Annotated in this window: 15 protein-coding genes and 1 pseudogene; 4 read left to right on the top strand and 12 right to left on the bottom strand. The window is 69.4% G+C overall.

From position 1 onward, the window contains the following. Positions 1-227 precede the first annotated feature (227 nt). Positions 228-989, top strand: coding sequence for a class I SAM-dependent methyltransferase (locus G3I60_RS24220; protein WP_138354031.1), 762 nt, complete (start codon positions 228-230; stop codon positions 987-989). Between the two features lie 26 nt (positions 990-1015). Here the strand turns inward: G3I60_RS24220 and G3I60_RS46865 are convergent. Then, a pseudogene (locus G3I60_RS46865) lies at positions 1016-1200 on the bottom strand (IS630 family transposase); the annotation flags it as partial. Positions 1201-1300: 100 nt separating this feature from the next. On the opposite strand from G3I60_RS46865, the gene G3I60_RS24215 reads away from it, so the two are divergent. Beyond that, positions 1301-1564: a GlsB/YeaQ/YmgE family stress response membrane protein gene (locus tag G3I60_RS24215; protein ID WP_138353997.1), complete on the top strand. Its 264-nt coding sequence runs from the start codon at positions 1301-1303 to the stop codon at positions 1562-1564. A gap of 114 nt (positions 1565-1678) precedes the next feature. On the opposite strand, the gene G3I60_RS24210 is transcribed toward G3I60_RS24215, so the two are convergent. From G3I60_RS24210 to G3I60_RS24200, 3 genes are all read right to left on the bottom strand, one after another. After that, positions 1679-2134 carry a tellurite resistance TerB family protein gene (locus G3I60_RS24210; protein ID WP_138353998.1) on the bottom strand — a complete coding sequence of 152 codons (456 nt, stop codon included), beginning with the start codon at positions 2132-2134 and terminating at the stop codon, positions 1679-1681. Between the two features lie 87 nt (positions 2135-2221). Next, the gene (locus G3I60_RS24205; RefSeq protein ID WP_138353999.1) at positions 2222-2797 is read right to left on the bottom strand and encodes a TerD family protein; all 576 of its coding nucleotides are present in this window, start codon (positions 2795-2797) and stop codon (positions 2222-2224) included. Between the two features lie 221 nt (positions 2798-3018). Then, entirely contained in the window at positions 3019-4518 is a 1500-nt protein-coding gene (locus G3I60_RS24200; protein WP_138354000.1) for a SulP family inorganic anion transporter, read from the bottom strand. Between the two features lie 422 nt (positions 4519-4940). Between G3I60_RS24200 and G3I60_RS24195 the strand changes: the two genes are divergently transcribed. After that, positions 4941-5357 carry a MerR family transcriptional regulator gene (locus tag G3I60_RS24195; RefSeq protein ID WP_343241459.1) on the top strand — a complete coding sequence of 139 codons (417 nt, stop codon included), beginning with the start codon at positions 4941-4943 and terminating at the stop codon, positions 5355-5357. Between the two features lie 40 nt (positions 5358-5397). Here G3I60_RS24195 and G3I60_RS24190 read toward each other — a convergent pair whose 3' ends face one another. Beyond that, positions 5398-6414 (bottom strand): PP2C family protein-serine/threonine phosphatase, encoded by a 1017-nt coding sequence (locus G3I60_RS24190; protein ID WP_164295866.1) that lies wholly within the window; start codon positions 6412-6414, stop codon positions 5398-5400. Between the two features lie 532 nt (positions 6415-6946). Between G3I60_RS24190 and G3I60_RS24185 the strand changes: the two genes are divergently transcribed. Beyond that, on the top strand, positions 6947-8218 hold the full coding sequence (locus tag G3I60_RS24185; protein ID WP_244809033.1) for a GDSL-type esterase/lipase family protein: 1272 nt from the start codon (positions 6947-6949) through the stop codon (positions 8216-8218). 41 nt (positions 8219-8259) lie between these two features. Here G3I60_RS24185 and G3I60_RS24180 read toward each other — a convergent pair whose 3' ends face one another. From G3I60_RS24180 to G3I60_RS24150, 7 genes are all read right to left on the bottom strand, one after another. After that, entirely contained in the window at positions 8260-9684 is a 1425-nt protein-coding gene (locus G3I60_RS24180; protein ID WP_343241962.1) for a glycosyltransferase family 87 protein, read from the bottom strand. A gap of 80 nt (positions 9685-9764) precedes the next feature. Then, positions 9765-10508, bottom strand: coding sequence for a methyltransferase domain-containing protein (locus G3I60_RS24175; RefSeq protein ID WP_164299137.1), 744 nt, complete (start codon positions 10506-10508; stop codon positions 9765-9767). After that, a complete protein-coding gene (locus tag G3I60_RS24170) occupies positions 10505-11203 on the bottom strand; it encodes a DUF2064 domain-containing protein (RefSeq protein ID WP_164299135.1) in 699 nt (232 codons plus the stop codon). Before G3I60_RS24170 ends, G3I60_RS24175 begins: the two co-directional genes overlap by 4 nt. Next, positions 11200-11934 carry a glycosyltransferase family 2 protein gene (locus G3I60_RS24165; protein ID WP_164299133.1) on the bottom strand — a complete coding sequence of 245 codons (735 nt, stop codon included), beginning with the start codon at positions 11932-11934 and terminating at the stop codon, positions 11200-11202. The genes G3I60_RS24170 and G3I60_RS24165 overlap by 4 nt, the downstream gene beginning before the upstream one ends. A gap of 179 nt (positions 11935-12113) precedes the next feature. Continuing rightward, a complete protein-coding gene (locus tag G3I60_RS24160; protein ID WP_343241872.1) occupies positions 12114-12695 on the bottom strand; it encodes a hypothetical protein in 582 nt (193 codons plus the stop codon). Continuing rightward, a complete protein-coding gene (locus tag G3I60_RS24155) occupies positions 12692-13987 on the bottom strand; it encodes a molybdopterin-dependent oxidoreductase (protein ID WP_164299131.1) in 1296 nt (431 codons plus the stop codon). Before G3I60_RS24155 ends, G3I60_RS24160 begins: the two co-directional genes overlap by 4 nt. Positions 13988-14398: 411 nt before the next feature. After that, on the bottom strand, positions 14399-16222 hold the full coding sequence (locus G3I60_RS24150) for an NAD-binding protein (protein WP_164299141.1): 1824 nt from the start codon (positions 16220-16222) through the stop codon (positions 14399-14401). Positions 16223-16272: the final 50 nt, after the last annotated feature.

Below are 16272 nucleotides of genomic sequence, written 5' to 3'. Positions count from 1 at the left end.
GCATATACCGAACCCGCTCTGACCGACGACGCGTCGGCTGACGTTCCAGCTGTCGCTTGCCCAACTGGATATCACCGTGGGCTCACTGGTCATCGACCCGCTCTCCGACGCGGCCCCGGCCTGCTTACTGCACGGTCCGCCGGCTGCCCTCGGTCACCCCGCCAGTGCTGTGGCCGGAGACGACCACCGGGGTGGGCAGTCAGCGGAGCAGGGGTGAGGATGTGGGGATGACCGCCATTTCACGAGCCCATTCCTTCAACGCGGCCGCTGACCAGTACGCGGCCAGCCGCCCTTCGTACCCACCCGCGCTCTTCGACTTCATCGAGCAGTTCATGACCCGCCCCCTGGCGGGAGCTCGCGTCGCTGATGTCGGCGCGGGCACCGGAATCGCCACCGCTCTACTGCGTGAGCGCGGGGCTCACGTGGTCGGCGTTGAGCCAGGCGACGCCATGGCCGCGCAGTTCCACACCATGCTCCCGGATGTGCCGATCGTCAGAGGTGACGGCAACGCTCTCCCTTTCGCGGACGCCTCCCACGACCTCATCGCCTACGGGCAATCCTGGCAGTGGACCGACACTGCCCGCTCGGTCCCGGAGGCGCTGCGGGTCCTTCTTCCGGGCGGTGCGCTCGCGATCTGGTGGAACACCACCGCCTTCGATGTGCCCTGGATCCGTGGGCAGCGCCGGCGGATCGCGCACCACTGCGGACTGAAGCCCACTTCTCAGGCACGTCCCGACGACAGTGAAGCTGTCCGGCTCGCGGGCCTGACGGGGCTCCAGGTCGCCCGCCGCCAGGTGCGATGGAGCCGTATGGTCTCTCTCGACCTACACCTTGCCAACATCAGCAGCCGCTCGGCGTTCCTTGTCCTTGCCGAGGATGACAGGCGTGCCTTTCTCCACGCGGAGCGCAGACGACTGAGCGAAATGTTCCCCGACGAGGCGGTGGAAGAGACCTACGTGGTTGATCTGCTGGTGGCCACTGGTCCGTGACCTGTCCAGGGTCCTGGGATCAGTTTCGCCCACGCGGCGTAGGCCGGCGGGATGCACAGCTCGATCCTGTTCTTCGCCGCCCAACGGCGGATGCGCCAATTGGTTGTGGGCGGCGAGGTTGTCCAGGATCACGCGGATCGGGGCGCCGTCCGGGCGGTCCCCCGACAATCGAGTGGATTGCGGCCCAGGCCGGGTCGATTCCTTTGCGGCGCCAAGCCGAGCAGCGCATGGATTGCCCGATGCCCAAACTGCGTGCCCGCGGTGGTGGCGGGCAGACGTGGCCACAGGAGCTTCGTCAAGGAGAGGACGTCATGGAGATCTCAGGCATCATCAGCGCCATCGTCATCGGCCTCATCATCGGCATCATCGGCCGGCTCGTCGTGCCCGGCCGGCAGCACGTCGGGGTCGTCTGGACGATTCTGGTCGGCATCGTGGCGGCGTTCATCGGTGCCGCCATCGCTCATGCGCTGAAGGTGGACGACACCAAGGGCGTCGACTGGATCGAATGGATCATCCAGATCGCCCTGGCCGCTGTTGGCATCGCCGCCCTGGACCGGGCCAAGGCACGCCGCTGAGTCCTTCGGGAGTGACCTACAGATGCATGACACGGCGGGGCTGTGCAACCAACTGCTGCATGACACCAGCCGCTTCACGCTGGACAAGGCCCGACGTGCCGGGCCTGTTGGTGGCTAAAGGTCGAATTCCGCGGGCGGCAGGCCCAGGGCGTAGCAGGCTTCGCGGACGACGCCCTGCTCGCTCTTGTCGAAGTCGCCGTCGGCGCCACCGATGACGATGCCGATCTGGATCACGGCACGGGCCTCGGCGGGCTTCTTCTTCGCTTTGGCGATCTCCTGGAGGATGCTGACCTTCCCGAAGTCGAAATCGGCGGTCAGCTTGGCCAGGTAGTCGTTGAAGCGGCGCTGGAGGTCGTCGGCGGGGAAGTTCCGCAGCACCTCGTTGCTCGCGATGAGCGAGGCGACACGCTGGCGCTCCGAGGGGTCGATGGAACCGTCCGCAGCAGCCACCAGCGCGCACATGGCCATGCTCGCGTCGCGGAAGGACCCGCTCTTGAGGTCGTTCTTCTTCGCTTCGAGCTGGCCCTGCATCGTGGATGCGGATTCCTTGAGCTTGTCCCACAGCGCCATCTGGCGTCTCCTCAGGTGCAAAAAGTTGTTGAAACGGCCGAACGGGGCCCGCGTGGTTCGCGGGCCCCGACACAGTGTGGCTTGAGGTCAGATGTTGACGCCGAAGTCCTGCGCGATGCCGCGCAGTCCGGAGGCGTAGCCCTGGCCGATGGCGCGGAACTTCCACTCCGCGCCGTTGCGGTACAGCTCGCCGAAGACCATCGCGGTCTCGGTGGAGGCGTCCTCGGTGAGGTCGTAACGAGCCAGTTCGTTGTTGTCCGCCTGGTTCACCACCCGGATGAACGCGTTGCGGACCTGGCCGAAGCTCTGCTGACGGCTCTCGCCCTCGTGGATCGAGACCGGAAACACGATCTTGTCGACGTCGGCGGGGACGGCGGCGAGGTTGACCTTGACGGCCTCGTCGTCGCCCTCGCCCTCACCCGTGAGGTTGTCGCCAGTGTGCTCGACAGAACCATCCGGGCTCTTGAGGTTGTTGTAGAAGACGAAATGCTGATCCGAGGCGACCTTGCCGCTCGTGTTGACCAGCAGCGCGCTGGCGTCGAGGTCGAAATCGGCGCCGGTGGTGCTGCGTGCGTCCCAGCCCAGTCCCACGATGACCGCCGTCAGCCCCGGGGCTTCCTTGGTCAGCGAGACATTGCCGCCCTTAGCAAGGCTGACACCCATACAAACCCCTACTCAATCCAGCGCGGGAACCGCGCCTGTCGTCGAAAACGCCTACCTGACCAAACAACGCTGGTGAGACGGCCGAGGTTCCCACCAGCAAGGCTCCGGCGGGTGCGCGAGATCGCGCCTCCCACCTAAACGCCGCCCATGCCAGGGGCCGCGCACCGCACTGCCACCGCACTCAGCCCACGACACACTCGGCGCCCTGCCGGCGCAGGCCCTCAGTGGCTGGTGAGTTCACCGCTCAGGGTTTCGTGGATCTTGGCACTGGGCTGGTTGAGACCGATGATCTCCACTGTCTTGCCGCGCTTCTGGTATTTCGTCTCGATGGCGTCGAGGGCTGCGACGGAGGAGGCGTCCCAGATGTGCGCGGCAGTGAGATCGATGATGACCCTGTCCGGGTCTCCGCTGTAGTCGAAGCGGCCGACGAGGTCGTTACTGGAAGCGAAGAACAGGGCTCCAGTGACCGAGTAAACGACGCTGGTGCCATCTGGGTCGGCAGCCGCGGAGACGTTGACAAGGTGGGCGACGCGCTTGGCGAAGATGACCATAGCGGTGACGGAACCGACGACGACGCCGATGGCGAGGTTGCTGGTCGCGACGACCACGCCCACGGTGATCACCATGACGGTGATCTCGCCGGCGGGCATCCGCTGCAGCGTCCGGGGAGCGATGGAGTGCCAGTCGAAGGTGCCGAAGGAGACAAGGACCATCACGGCGACCAACGCGGCCATGGGGATGTCCGAGACGACAGGGCCGAAGCCGATGCACAGCACCATCAGAAAGGCGCCCGCAAGAAAGGTGGACAGTCGGGTGCGGGCCCCGGACGTCTTCACATTGATCATGGTCTGGCCGATCATGGCGCAACCGCCCATACCGCCGAAGAAGCCGGTGACGATGTTGGCGATGCCCTGGCCGATCGATTCGCGGGTCTTGTTCGAGCGGGTCTCGGTGATGTCGTCGACGAGTTTGGCGGTCATCAGCGACTCCATTAGGCCCACCAGCGCCATGGCGAGCGCGTAAGGCGCGATGATCGTCAAAGTATGGGCGGTGAACGGCACGTCCGGCAGGCCCGGCACCGGCAGGGACGAGGGCAGCTTGCCCTTGTCACCCACGCTCGGCACGGCGATGCCGGCGCCCACCGTCATGGCGGTCAGGATCACGATCGACACCAGCGGCGCCGGGATCACCTTGGTGATCCGCGGGGACAGCACCATGAGGGCCAAGCCACCCGCAACGAGCGGGTAGACCACCCATGGCACGTCCACCATGTTGGGAATCTGCGCCGTGAAGATAAGGATGGCCAGGGCATTGACGAAGCCGACCATCACCGAGCGCGGCACGAACCGCATGAGCTTGGCGACGCCCAACGCGCCCAGGACGAGCTGGAAGACGCCCGCAAGGATGACGCAGGCAACGAGGTATCCCAGGCCGTGCTGGCGGTTCAGAGGAGCGATGACCAGGGCGACGGCCCCGGTGGCGGCGGAGATCATCGCGGGGCGCCCGCCGACGATCGCGATGGTCACGGCCATCGTGAAGGACGCGAACAGACCGATCTTCGGGTCGACACCGGCGATGATCGAGAACGAGATCGCCTCGGGGATCAGCGCGAGCGCGACAACGAGGCCGGCGATCGCCTCGGTGCGGGCGACCTTCGGCGACAGCCAGGCAGGGCGGGAGACGCGCAGGCGCGCGGCAGCGGTGATCAGGGACGTCTGCAAGTCGGTAGGCACCTGTCGTGCTCGGGCGCGACCGGCCGGGCGCGCGAGAATGTGAACGCGTACTCAAAGACGGCCCTCCGCGGATCGCCTGGAGGCGGTGAGCGAAGGCGGACGGGCCGGATTGGGGCCGGCTTCAAGGCCCCGGTCATCTCGGTGAGCACGGAGGGGGTGGCACGAAAGGCGGAAGACAACGCGGGCACCTGCGGCTGTCGCGCGCTGCATCTCCTGCTCAGCGGGCTTCGCGGGCACGCCATTGGCCCCGACGGGCGGGCAGCCCGCCCGTAGACTCGAAGGCCGCAGGTCGGCGGGGGCACGCATGTCGCCTCCGCACTCCTTAACTCTACCCTAACGTTAGAGTAGGGATTGCCGGGACGCCGACTTCGAAGTGAATCTGTGGACGCGAAAGGCCAGGGATGACGGGCGTGGAATCCGAACACATGCAGATCGGCGAGGTAGCGACCCGAACCGAACTGTCCCTGCGGACCATCCGCCACTACGAGGAAGCCGGCCTCGTCGCCCCCTCCGCTCGCTCCCAGGGCGGCTTCCGGCTCTACACCGAAACCGACGTTGCCCGCCTGATGGTGATCCGCCGGATGAAGCCGCTGGGCTTCGCCCTCGACCAGATGCGCGACTTGTTGGAAGCCACCGACCGCCTCGACACCGACACGCCCGTTGGGCCCGGGGAACGGGAGAGACTGCTGGAACAGGTGCGCGGCTACGAGCAGGCCGCCCAAGACCGCATCGCCGACCTACGGGTCCAGCTCTCGCGCGCCGAGGACTTCGCCGCCACCCTGCGACGCCGGCTCCAGGCCGCCGCGCGCCCTCCGGCCGCCCCGTGAGTCGATCAACCCCGCCCGCGGCGGCGCCCGAGCGGCCATCTCAGTGGCGAACTCCAGGCACATCGCGATGACGCAGCAGCAGCATCGCGGCGTCGTCACGCAAGGGCCCATGCGCGTAGGCGACCAGATCGAGCCGAAGGGCCTCGAGCGCGGTCTCGGGGTCGAGCTCATCCAGCAGATGGGCCCGTTCGGCCAAGGGGTAGAACTCTCCGCGCTCATCGCGGGTTTCGCTGACTCCATCGGTATAGAGGAGCATCTGGTCCCCCTGGGCCAATTCGATCTTGTACGGCGTAGGACTCGGAGGCCCCAGGGAGGCGAGCCCCAGGGGCGCGGCGTAGCTGTCGGGTTCGGCGAACTGAACCGTGCCATTTGCTCGCAGCAGCAGCGGCGCCGGGTGGCCGTAGTTGAGCATGAGCACACTGTGGTCCTCGCCGATCTCAGCGAGTACCGCAGTCACGAACTCCTCTCCCTCCAAGCGCCGGTTCAAGGAGCGCTCCAGCCGGTCACCGACCACGGCGAGTGACATGCTTTCGGGCGCTGCCTCACGGAACGCGCCGAGGACCACAGCTGCGGTCTCCACGGCCTCCAGCCCCTTGCCCTGCACGTCACCGACGATGACCCGAGCGCCCGCACCCAGGGGCACGACTTCGTAGAGGTCTCCGCCGATTCGGGCCTCGGCGGCAGCCGAGGTGTACGACACCGCGATACGCATGTGCCCCGCATATCGTGGCACCGGGCGCAGCAGGACGCGCTGGGCGACTTCGGCGACCGAACGCACATCCGCCAACTCATGTTCGTGACGACGTCGGATGGAGGCAGCCAGAGCAGCTGCCGCAGTGACGCCCAGAGTCGAGGCCAGCGCAACCGTCACCCGATGCGACAGCAGCAGGCCGTCATAGGAAGCCACGCTCAGACACAGTACCCAGGCCAGGCCACCCACCAGCAAGGCTCTGCGCACCGTTCCCGCTGCGCACGCGAAGGCCGGCCCCAGGGAGAACAAGGGCAGAAATCCCACGTCCGGACCTGCCAGCAGATCGACGCCCGCGACGATGGCCATCGCGGCGAACGGTATGGCCACAAGTAGGAATTGGCGTTGGGGCGGCGCCGTCCGATCCAAGGTCTTCCTCCTGGCCCGCGTCGTCACCGACGCGTCCGATCATGCGGACCGCAGCTGTTGGGAACAGGGCCGCAAACGGGGCGTACGGCCGTAGGTGCCTGTTCTCCTTGCGTCCGGTCTCACCGCGGTCACCATATTTGCACAGTGCAAAGTAGCCTGGGGGCCGACTACCCGGATTCGGGTGGTTCAGGCCCTTCGCTACCGATAGGGCCAAGCGCGTTAGCGTGGGGGTCAGCGTCACAACAGGACGGACCGGGCCCGCGCCTTCCAGCGACCGGACGTCACAGAGTTGGAGGTGGCGGGTATCGATCAGTGGAGCTGGGTGAGCAGGGGGAACACCATGCGGCTCTGGCGCCGGCGGGCCACGGCCGCGATGGGGTACGCAGGAGCATTCGCCTGCATCGCCGCCCTGTCTATCTGGCTCTCAGTGCGAGTGACGCCGCTCCAGTCGGTTTCCGGAGTGGGACAGAGAGTGCAGGTAGGCGCGGCAGCACCGGATCTGCACTGGTCAGGGCCGGGCGAGCTTGATCTCTTCGGTGAAGTGATCGCGACCAAGCCGCAGTTCGACGGACCCATCCGGCCGCGTCTCAAGCTCGCGCAGATCACGTTGAACGCCCAGACCAACGCCGTCACCCAGCCGGGCGGCCAACAGAATGTCGAGACAGACCTCAGCCGAGCCCTGACCTCGGGCTGGGCACGCTACCTCCTGTGGCAGACGCTGATCGCGGCCGGTTTCGCGGCGCTCATGGCCGTGGCAGTTGCAGGGCTTCGGCGCTCCTCGCGAGCGTGGATGATCAAGATACTGGCCGGCACCGTAGTGGGGGTATGCGCACTGAACGCAGCGGGCGTCTACCTCCTGGCGGCGTCCACACCGCGGGCGCTGCGGCAGGTGCGATCGATTGAGGACCTGGTCGGCAAGAGTCCCCCGGCAACAGCAGCAACGGGCGGCCCCACTATGCCGGGGATCGAGGCCGTCATCATTGGGGATTCGACCGCAGCGGGAGACGGCAATCCCCTGGTCGACCATCCCAGCACGCTGGACCGGGCATGCCGGCGCAGCAAGGACGCCTACGCCGTGCGCCTGGGTGAGGTCAACGGCTGGAACACCTTGAACGCGGCCTGCAGCAGCGCCACCATCAGGGAGGGCCTGCTCGGCACACAGAAAGCCGGGGCCAGCGAAGCTCCGCCCCAACTGTCCGCGGTCGTACGGTCCCCGAAAGCATCGGTCGTCATCGTGAGCGTCGGGGCCAACGATGTGCACTGGTCGGCCCTGGCAGCCGTGTGCGCAGCGGCAGATGCCTGCGGCGACCGTGCGTCAACCGCCTACTTCCATCAGCAGATCGCGTCATTCGCCTACGACTACTACACGCTGCTCGGGAACTTGGCGGCCTTGCCTCAGCATCCCACGGTCCTCATCAACGAGTACTACAACCCCTTCGGAGACGACGTGGGCTGCCTGGCCGACCAAGGCATCACCGCCGACAAGGCGAAGGTTCTGGAGTCCCGGCTGTCGGACCTCAACGCCGTCCTCCGCGAGGGAGCGCAGACCTTCGGATTCATCGACGTCCAGCAGCACTTCGACGGGCACCGGCTCTGCAGCGACCAGTCCTTCGTTCAAGGACCAGACGCGGACGCCCCACTGCACCCCACTGCGGCCGGAGAACTGGCGATCGCCCTCGCGGACCAACAGGCTCTGGCCCAAGCAGCGCGATCAACCAACACTCCGTCAACTCCGTTCCCCTAGCGACATTGCGACAACGAGCGTCGAACATCGACGCCGGGCTCTCACCTCCGGGCTGTGGGTTCCGGGGTACTGGTGGCAGGGACATCACCGACCACCGGAGCAGCAGTGCGACGTGCCGCTACGGCATTTCTGGACCGCTGCCTCTCGCCATACGCCCGCAGCGCTGCGCTCGCCAGGACGGTCACCGCGGCGGTCCCGTAGGACCAGGACTGCAGCCAACTGCCGTGCGCGCCCATGGCGTTGCCGATGTAGAGCGCGGTGCCCGCGAGGGGGACGGCGAGCCATTCCCAGCGGCCGTCGAGCGCGACCAGCGCGATCACCAGCAGGGCGTACCAGTAGTAGGAGGGCGAGGTCAGGAGCAGCGCGGTGCCGGTGACGAGCAGCGCGCCGCTCCACGGCCGTTCCGGGTCGCCGCGGCGCATGACGTAGAGGGCGGTCAGCGCGATCAGGATCACCGCGAGCGGGGCGGCGACGGAGTCCGGGAGGAACAGCCGCAGCAGTGCGAACCGTCGGACGCTGCCTGATTCGTACCCCTCCTCCTGCAGATAGCCCGGCAGGTAGCCGAGGACGCCGAAGCCGGAGGTCAGGATGTACGGCAGATAGGCGAGCGCGATCACCAGCACGGCGGGCACCAGGACGCGCGCGGCGTCGCGGGGGCCGCGGCGGGCGAGGGCGCCCGGCAGGACGACCGCGGGCAGCAGTTTGACGGCGATGGCCGCGCCGAGCAGCGCGCCGCGGCGCGGCAGGACGGACGTGCCGAGCGCGAGCACGGTCAGCAGCACGCCGAGCGTGTCGACATGCGCGTCGTTGACGGCCGCGAAGGACACCGCGGGACACCAGGCCCACAGCGCCGCGCGCCGTGGATCGCCGCGCCGCCGCAGGACGAGGAGCAGGGCGGCGCTGGTCCCGACGGCCAGCAGCGCGCCCGCGATCTGGGTCGGCTTGTGGCGGGCGCCGTCGGGCGACAGCGCGTGAACGGCGAGGAACCAGCCTTCCGCCACCGGCGGGTAGATGGTGTTCACACCAGGCCGGTTCATCAGCGTGCAGAAGCCGCCGCCGAGCGGGTGGAGATCCGGGGGAATGCACACTTGGCCGGGCGGGAAGAGCCAGCGGTCGCGCAGCCCGGCCAGTTCCGGCGCGGCGGGCGGATGGGCGTACGGGGAGATGCCCGCGGCCTGCACCCTGCCGTCCCAGGCGTAGCGGTACATGTCGCTGCTGGTGCGCGGCGGCCCGCTCAGCGCCGCGAGCGACAGCGCGGCGCTGCTGGCGAGCACCAGGACCACGGCGGCGCGCACGGGCACCTTGCGGACCGCCCATACGGCTCCGGCGAACAGCACCCAGGCCGCCGCGTACCAGTACAGAAGGTGGCGCGGGTCCGCCTCGGAACCTCCTGAGCGAATGGTGACGGCGACGACGGCGGTCAGCACGGCGACGAGGACTGAGGTGCATACAGTGCGGACTCCCACACCGCCCACCGTGGCAGGCGGAAGCACCCGGCGGGCTCCCGCCGGGCCCCGCGTCCGCGATCCGTAAGGCGTGCCCAGTTTCATCGGTTTTGTCCGGTGTTCTTGTGTGCGGGATGCGGAACGTCAGCCCGCCACAGCTCCACGAAGTGGCGGCCGTCCACGGACCACTCCTCGACCGGCGTCCAGCCGGTGCTGTCGGCGGCCGACCGCAGGGCGGCCGCACCCAGCCGGGCCCACGGGAAGTCCCGGCCGTGCCGGCCCCGGCCGTCCTGCACCCGTACGGTGAAGCGCTCGTCGACGTCGTAGGCCGCCGCCTCGACGAGCAACCGGCCACCGGGGGCGACCAGTTCGCCGACCCGGGCCAGCAGGGCGCGGGGGTCGCCGCCGATGCCGACATTGCCGTCGATCAGCAGCGCCGTGCCCCAGCGGCCTTCCGCGGGCAGCCGGTCGAAGACCGAACGGCACAGCACCGCCCCGCCGCTGTCCCGGGTGCGGGCCACGGCCGCCGGGCTGACATCGACCCCGAGGGCCGGCACCCCGGTGGCCGCGATCGCCGCCACCAGACGGCCGGGACCACAGCCGATGTCGAGCACCGGGCCGCGCCGGCACCGGTACAGCAGCGCGATGTCGGCGGCGTCCGGCGCCGCGCACCAGCGCTCCACGTCCAGCGGCAGCAGCCAGCCGTCGGCCCTGCGCAGGAACAGCGGCCCCCGCCCGTAGCGGATCGCGTGCGCGTACGGATCGTCGATCCAGGGCGCGGGGGCTGGGACGGGGGCACCGGTTCGCTGCGCGATCGTCGCGGTCGCGCCGTCCACCGCCGTCATCGGGCCTCCGTCCGGCCGGCGACGGCGAGGCCCGGGGCCGTCAGCGCGCCTTCCGGGCTGAGCTCGGCTGCCCGCAGTGCGGCGGCGAAGCGCGAGCCGGGTGCGGCGGCGGCGACCTCGGCGGCGTCGGACGCGGTGTCCACATCGCGCAGTACTGGCAGGTCACGGACCCGCAGCCCGGCGTCGGTGAGACGGCGGCGCTGGATCTCGCCCGTGCGGTCCGTCGACATCGGCACTCCGGGGAACAACAGGGGATCCGGCTCGGCGAGGCCGAGCGCCCAGAAGCCGCCGTCCGCCGCGGGACCGAACCACGCGTCGCAGCCGAGCCAGCCGTCCGGCCGCAGCGCCGGCTCCAGCACGGCCGGGGTGAGCTGCGGGGTGTCCATGCCGACCAGCAGGGTCGGCCCCGTACAGCCGGCGAACGCCGCCGCGAGCCGTTCGGCCAGGCCACCGGCCCCCTGCGGAACGACGTCGAAGCCCGGCGGCAGCCACGGGCCGGGCGCGCCGTCGAGCACCAGCACCCGCCGCCGGGCCGGGGCGCGCAGCACCGCGTCCAGGGTGTCGGCGAGCGCCGCCTCGGCCAGTGCCGCGGCCTGCCGCGGCGAGTACGGCGGCGTGAGGCGGGTCTTGACCCGCCCCGGCACCGGCTCCTTCGCGATCACCAGCAGCGTCGTCACGCCGGGAGCGCCCGTCATCGTGCGGCCTGAGCGACCGCGGCGGTCCGCTCGTCCCTGGGCGCGCCGATCGGGGGCTGCCGCAGCACGGCGCTCATGTCGCGGACCGCGTGCCAGGTCCCGCGCCAGGTGCCGGTCACTTTGGAGCGGCCGGTCCTGGGCGCGTACGGGACGTCGGTCTCGGCGATCCGCCAGCCGGCGTCGGCGGCGCGGACCAGCATTTCGAGCGGGTAGCCGGACCGGCGGTCGGCCAGCTCCAGGCCCAGCAGCGCGGTCCGCCGGGCGGCCCGCATCGGGCCGAGGTCGTGCAGCCGCAGGCCCGTGCGGCGGCGGATCAGCCGGGCCAGTTCGAGGTTGGCGAGCCGGGCGTGCGGCGGCCAGGCGCCGCGGGTGGTCGGCCGGCGGCGGCCGAGCACCAGGTCGAGATCACCCCGCAGCACCGGGTCCGCGACGGACGGCAGCAGGGCGGGGTCGAGCGAGGCGTCGCAGTCGCAGAAGCAGACGATGTCGGCGGTCGCGGCGAGCAGTCCGGCGTGGCAGGCGGCGCCGAAGCCCCGGACCGGCTCGCGGACCACCGTCGCGCCGAGGGAGGCGGCCAGGTCGGCGGAGCCGTCGGTCGAGCCGTTGTCGACGACGATCGCCCGCCAGCCGGACGGAATGCGCTCCAGCACCCAGGGCAGGGCACCGGCCTCGTCCAGGCACGGCAGTACGACGTCGACAGGCGGTGTCGGTGGGTTGGTCACGCTCCTCACCCTACGAATCCGAGGCCGACATTCCGGCCATTCGATCCTTACGAAACACGGACGTCAACTGTCACATCCGGTGCGGTCAACTGAACCACCAGAGTCCCGGAACCCGGCCGTCACCACGCTCCCTCTCATACCTACCGGAGTTGCCTCGTGCCCAGTGCAGCTGGAGCCGGACAAATGTCTCAGGTGTCGCTCTCAGGCTCCTTCTGTTCTGGTGAGGCCTTGTGGCCAGGTTTCGCGGATGGAGAGGAATCTGACGATTCACCTGCTCCCTTGGTCTGCGTACGTGGCTCGGTACGCGGGGTGCGGTGGCGCCGCATCGAGGTGATCAGGCAGAGGGCCGAGGCGGCGAAGAGGGCGGCGGTGATGAGCAGCCAGCGGCCGAGGAACACGTCCGCGGGGAGGCCCGTGGCCAGCTGGTAACCGGGGACCTTGCTGAGGATCAAGGGGTACCAGGTGATCAGCAGGAGCAGAGCGACGAAGGTCGGCACGCGAAGGTAATTGATCCACGTCGTCCGGGGCCGGTCGTGTCTCCCGGCACCGCCGCGGGAGCCGACGAGGGCTTGGGTTGCGCGGTCCGTGAGGGTGTAGAGCGGGAGCAGCACCAGGTCGTGGATGAGGGCCGCGCCCACGAACCAGATCGCGATGCGGAGCGTGTCGCCTTGGAGTAGCCGGATCCCGGCGTACGCGGTGAGGGCGAAGGAGCACAGGACGAGCAGCAGGTGCAGGGGGGAAGCGCCGTACCGGGCGCGGAGGCTTTTCACAGGGTGCCTCCGAAGGTGAGGCGGGTGACCCATTTGGTGTTGTGCACGCCGGGGTTGGCGGGGACGATGATCCGGGCGGGGTAGCCGTGGTCCGGGGTGAGGTCTGCTCCGTTGACCCGCAGTGCCAGCAGCGAGCGGGAGTCGCGGACCTGGTTGTCTCGCAGCACCGTTGACCGGAAGGCGCCGCCGCGCTGTACGGATTCCACCGCGACGTCCGGCGGGCTGGTGTGCAGGCCGACGAGGGCTGCCAGGTCGGCAAGCCGCACGCCGGACCAGTCCTGGTTGTCGGTGGACCACCCCTCCACGCATGCGATCGGCAGCGAGGCTCCGTGCTGCGGCAACGCCAGGACCTGGGCCCGGGTGAGGACGATCTGACGGGTGCCGGCGCGCACGGTCAGTCGCCACTCCGGCCCGATGTCACGGGCCCGGATGCCGACATCGGCCGCCGTCTTGTTGATCTGGAACCCTCCAGGGCCCGAGCCGGGGTTGGGGCCGCCGTGTGGGGCGAGCAGTGCGGTGCGGCGCCAGGGTCCGCCGATGCTCTGCCCGGCCGTGACGACGAGCAGGGTCGCGGATCCCAGGCCCACCATGCCCAGCGCGCCGCGTCGCGACATCGTCGGCGGGGCCGGCCGCGGTGAGACCAGACCTGTCTCGTCCGCGGGTTCGGACTCGGTCCGCTCCAGCGGGGTGCGCAACTCGGTGCGCATCCGGCGGCTGCGCAGGGCGCGGACCATGGTCGGAATGCGGAAGGCGAGGTGGACGACGAACGCGCCGATGAACACCCACGCCCCGTAGAAGTGCAGGGTGTAGAAGGAGCCGGGGAAGATGTAGTGCAGCTGGATGTTGAGAATGCCCGTGATGAACTCGAACAGCGCGCCGCCCACCAGGAGCAGCAGCGACAATCGCTCCAGCGCATGACTGACCGAGCGCACCGGCGGCCAGGAGAACAGCTTCGGGATCACCGACCACAGCTTGGCCAGCAGGATCGGGATCAGCACCACCCCCAGCGTGACGTGCACACCTTGCAGGAGGCGGTAGAGCCAGTACGGGTGCGTCGGCCAGGAGAACAGGTAGAACCCCAGAATGCCCTTGTCCGGGGTCTGGTCATTGACCGGAGACAGGTCCGGGTTGTACGCGGCGTAGGACAGCAGCCCGGTCACGAAGAGCACCGAGATACCCACGAGCAGGATCAGCCCGAACACCGACGTCAGCCACGGACCGCGCAACGGGCTGCGCCAGAACCCCGGCCGGGCAGGACCCGGCGGCGGGCCGGCCGCAAGCAGCGCCCGCAAACGGCCAGGCTGCTCGGGCGTCGGCTCCGGGGCGTCGGCGGGAGTAGGGGCGGAGGCTTCGTCATCGTACCGACTCACAGGCTCGGATGAGGTCGGTTCAGCAGCCGACTGCTCAGCAGCACCATCTCCAGAACTGCTGGGGCCGCCCCCCGAAGGCCGCGGAAGGGGAGGAAGGTTCGCATCCTGCTCATCGTCCATCTCTGCCCCTTCTCGGTCACTCAAAGTATCCAGATGACCGTATGCCGTAGCGGCCGTCCGCGAGCGTCAGCGACTCCTTACGACATTCCGACATCACCCTGACGACCCGCCACGCGCGTGCAAGGCCACGTGATGGCGTCGATCGCCTTGTCCGCGGCGACTGGCTCTATCGACCGGCCATGGAGAGTCCGGGGTGAGTCGCGGTGCGGGGCTTCAGCTTGTGCTGTGTGCGCTCTGGCCGGCGTGGCGCAAAAGGCGGGCGAGGCCGTGGCGGGTGGCTGCAAGGACGACACGGTCCTCGGGGCGCAGAACGTAGCCCGAGGGAACTTCCCAGGCGAGTTCCGGCTCTCGCGCTGCGGGTCCGTTCTCCGGTGTGGCGGACAGGTCGGGGCGGCGTTCCGCCGGCTCGGCCAGGTCAAGCGCCAGGACGCGCCAGGCGCCGGGCTGGAAGGCTTCGGCGATGGTACGGCCCTCCAGTTCGAGCAGTCCCCGCACGTCGACAGCGGCGAAGAGCAGGACGTGCCGCTCGATCGGGATGGCGCCCAGAATCTGGCGGCCCATCATCGCTCCGGCGAAGGCCGGGGCGGCCAGGGTGGAGACGCTGCGGCTGCGGGTGGTGGCCTGGGGGTAGGACGCCCGCAAAGTCCGGGAGACGACGGTGGCGAACTCGTCATCGAACAGTCGCATCACCACCCGCAGTTCGGCCTTGCTCTCGCGCGCGTAGAGGGCCGCCTCCAGGTTGGTGCTGTCGCTGCTGGTCAAGGCCAGCAGGGCACGGCTGCGACCGATCTTCGCCGCCTCCAGTACACCTTCCTGCGTCGCGTCTCCGATGATCACCGGCACCCGAAGAGAGCGAGCGAGCACGACACCGCGGGCCTGCGGGTCCTGCTCGACGCACACCACATCGATGTCCAGGGCGTGCAGCCGGTCCAGCACCCGGCTGCCGACCTTGCCGAGACCCAGCAGCACGATGTGCCCTGACAGTCCGCGCGGCGGCAGCCGCAGCGCGGTCGCGTTACGGAACGCGCCCAACGCCTCGACGACGATCGCGAAGAGCACCGGCAGCAGTGCCATCCCTGACAAGCCGGACAGCAACTGCAGCACCTGCCGCCCGGTCGGCTCACCGAGCGCCGGATCGCCCAGACTCAGCAGGTCGAGCATCGACAAGTACGCTGCCCGCAAAGGCGCCCCACCGCTCACCTGCCACGTCAGGACAGCGAAAAGCCCCTGCAAAATGGCCAGCCCAGCGACGGTCCAACGCAACCGCCTCGAGAACAGCTCCCGCATCGGCAGCCCGCGCGGCAGCCGCCTGCGGGGCACCGGGGGCCCGGGCCGTCGCGTGATCGCCTCCAGTACCACCCGGCTGCGACCGCCGTCCGCGGCATTCACCGCCGCGTCGTCAGGCAACAGTTGCGGATCAGAGCCGGGGTCGTCACGGCTGAGGTCGGTGACCGGGTCCGGCAGCAGGGCCAGGGTGCACAAGTGCGGGCGACTTCCCTCGCTGCCCACCGGGCGCTCGGCGGCGCGCAACAGCAGGCCATCAGCCTGGACGACCTTACTGCTGCCGACGACCGCCGCGGCGACCAGGGCCGGTGCGGCGGTGTCGGCATCGGACAGCACCGTGATGGACGCGTCAATGTCGGACCGCCTCGGCTGAGGGGACCGGGCCGCGGAAGCCCGCTCCAACATCTCGCCGAGATGCCGGCCGAGCTTGCGGTTGAACATGCGGATCACCAGGCGCACGTCCGGGTTGAGGCGCCGGGCCCGCAAAGCGGCGTGAATATTGGTCTGGTCGTCCCCGTACGTCAGCGCCACTGCCACCGCCCGATCCACACCTGCCGCGCGCAGCGTGGCCTCGTCCGGGTCGAGTGCCTCCAGGACGGTCACCGACACACCGGGAAGCAGGCCGAGTTCGGCGATCCGCGGAGCATGGTTGCGCTCCAGGGATGACACGAGGGCGGTGACGTGCGTTCCGTAAACGCCGCTGAGCTCGTGAACGAGCCGGTACGCGAGCGCGTCGTCGCCGCACACCACCATGTGGCCGACGTGATTTGCGGGAGGGAGCTGGTTCGGGAGGTTCAGCACCT

The sequence above is a fragment of the Streptomyces sp. SID13666 genome, from assembly GCF_010548325.1.
In the GTDB taxonomy this organism is placed as follows: domain Bacteria; phylum Actinomycetota; class Actinomycetes; order Streptomycetales; family Streptomycetaceae; genus Actinacidiphila; species Actinacidiphila fildesensis.
This window is presented reverse-complemented; position numbering and strand designations above follow the sequence as displayed.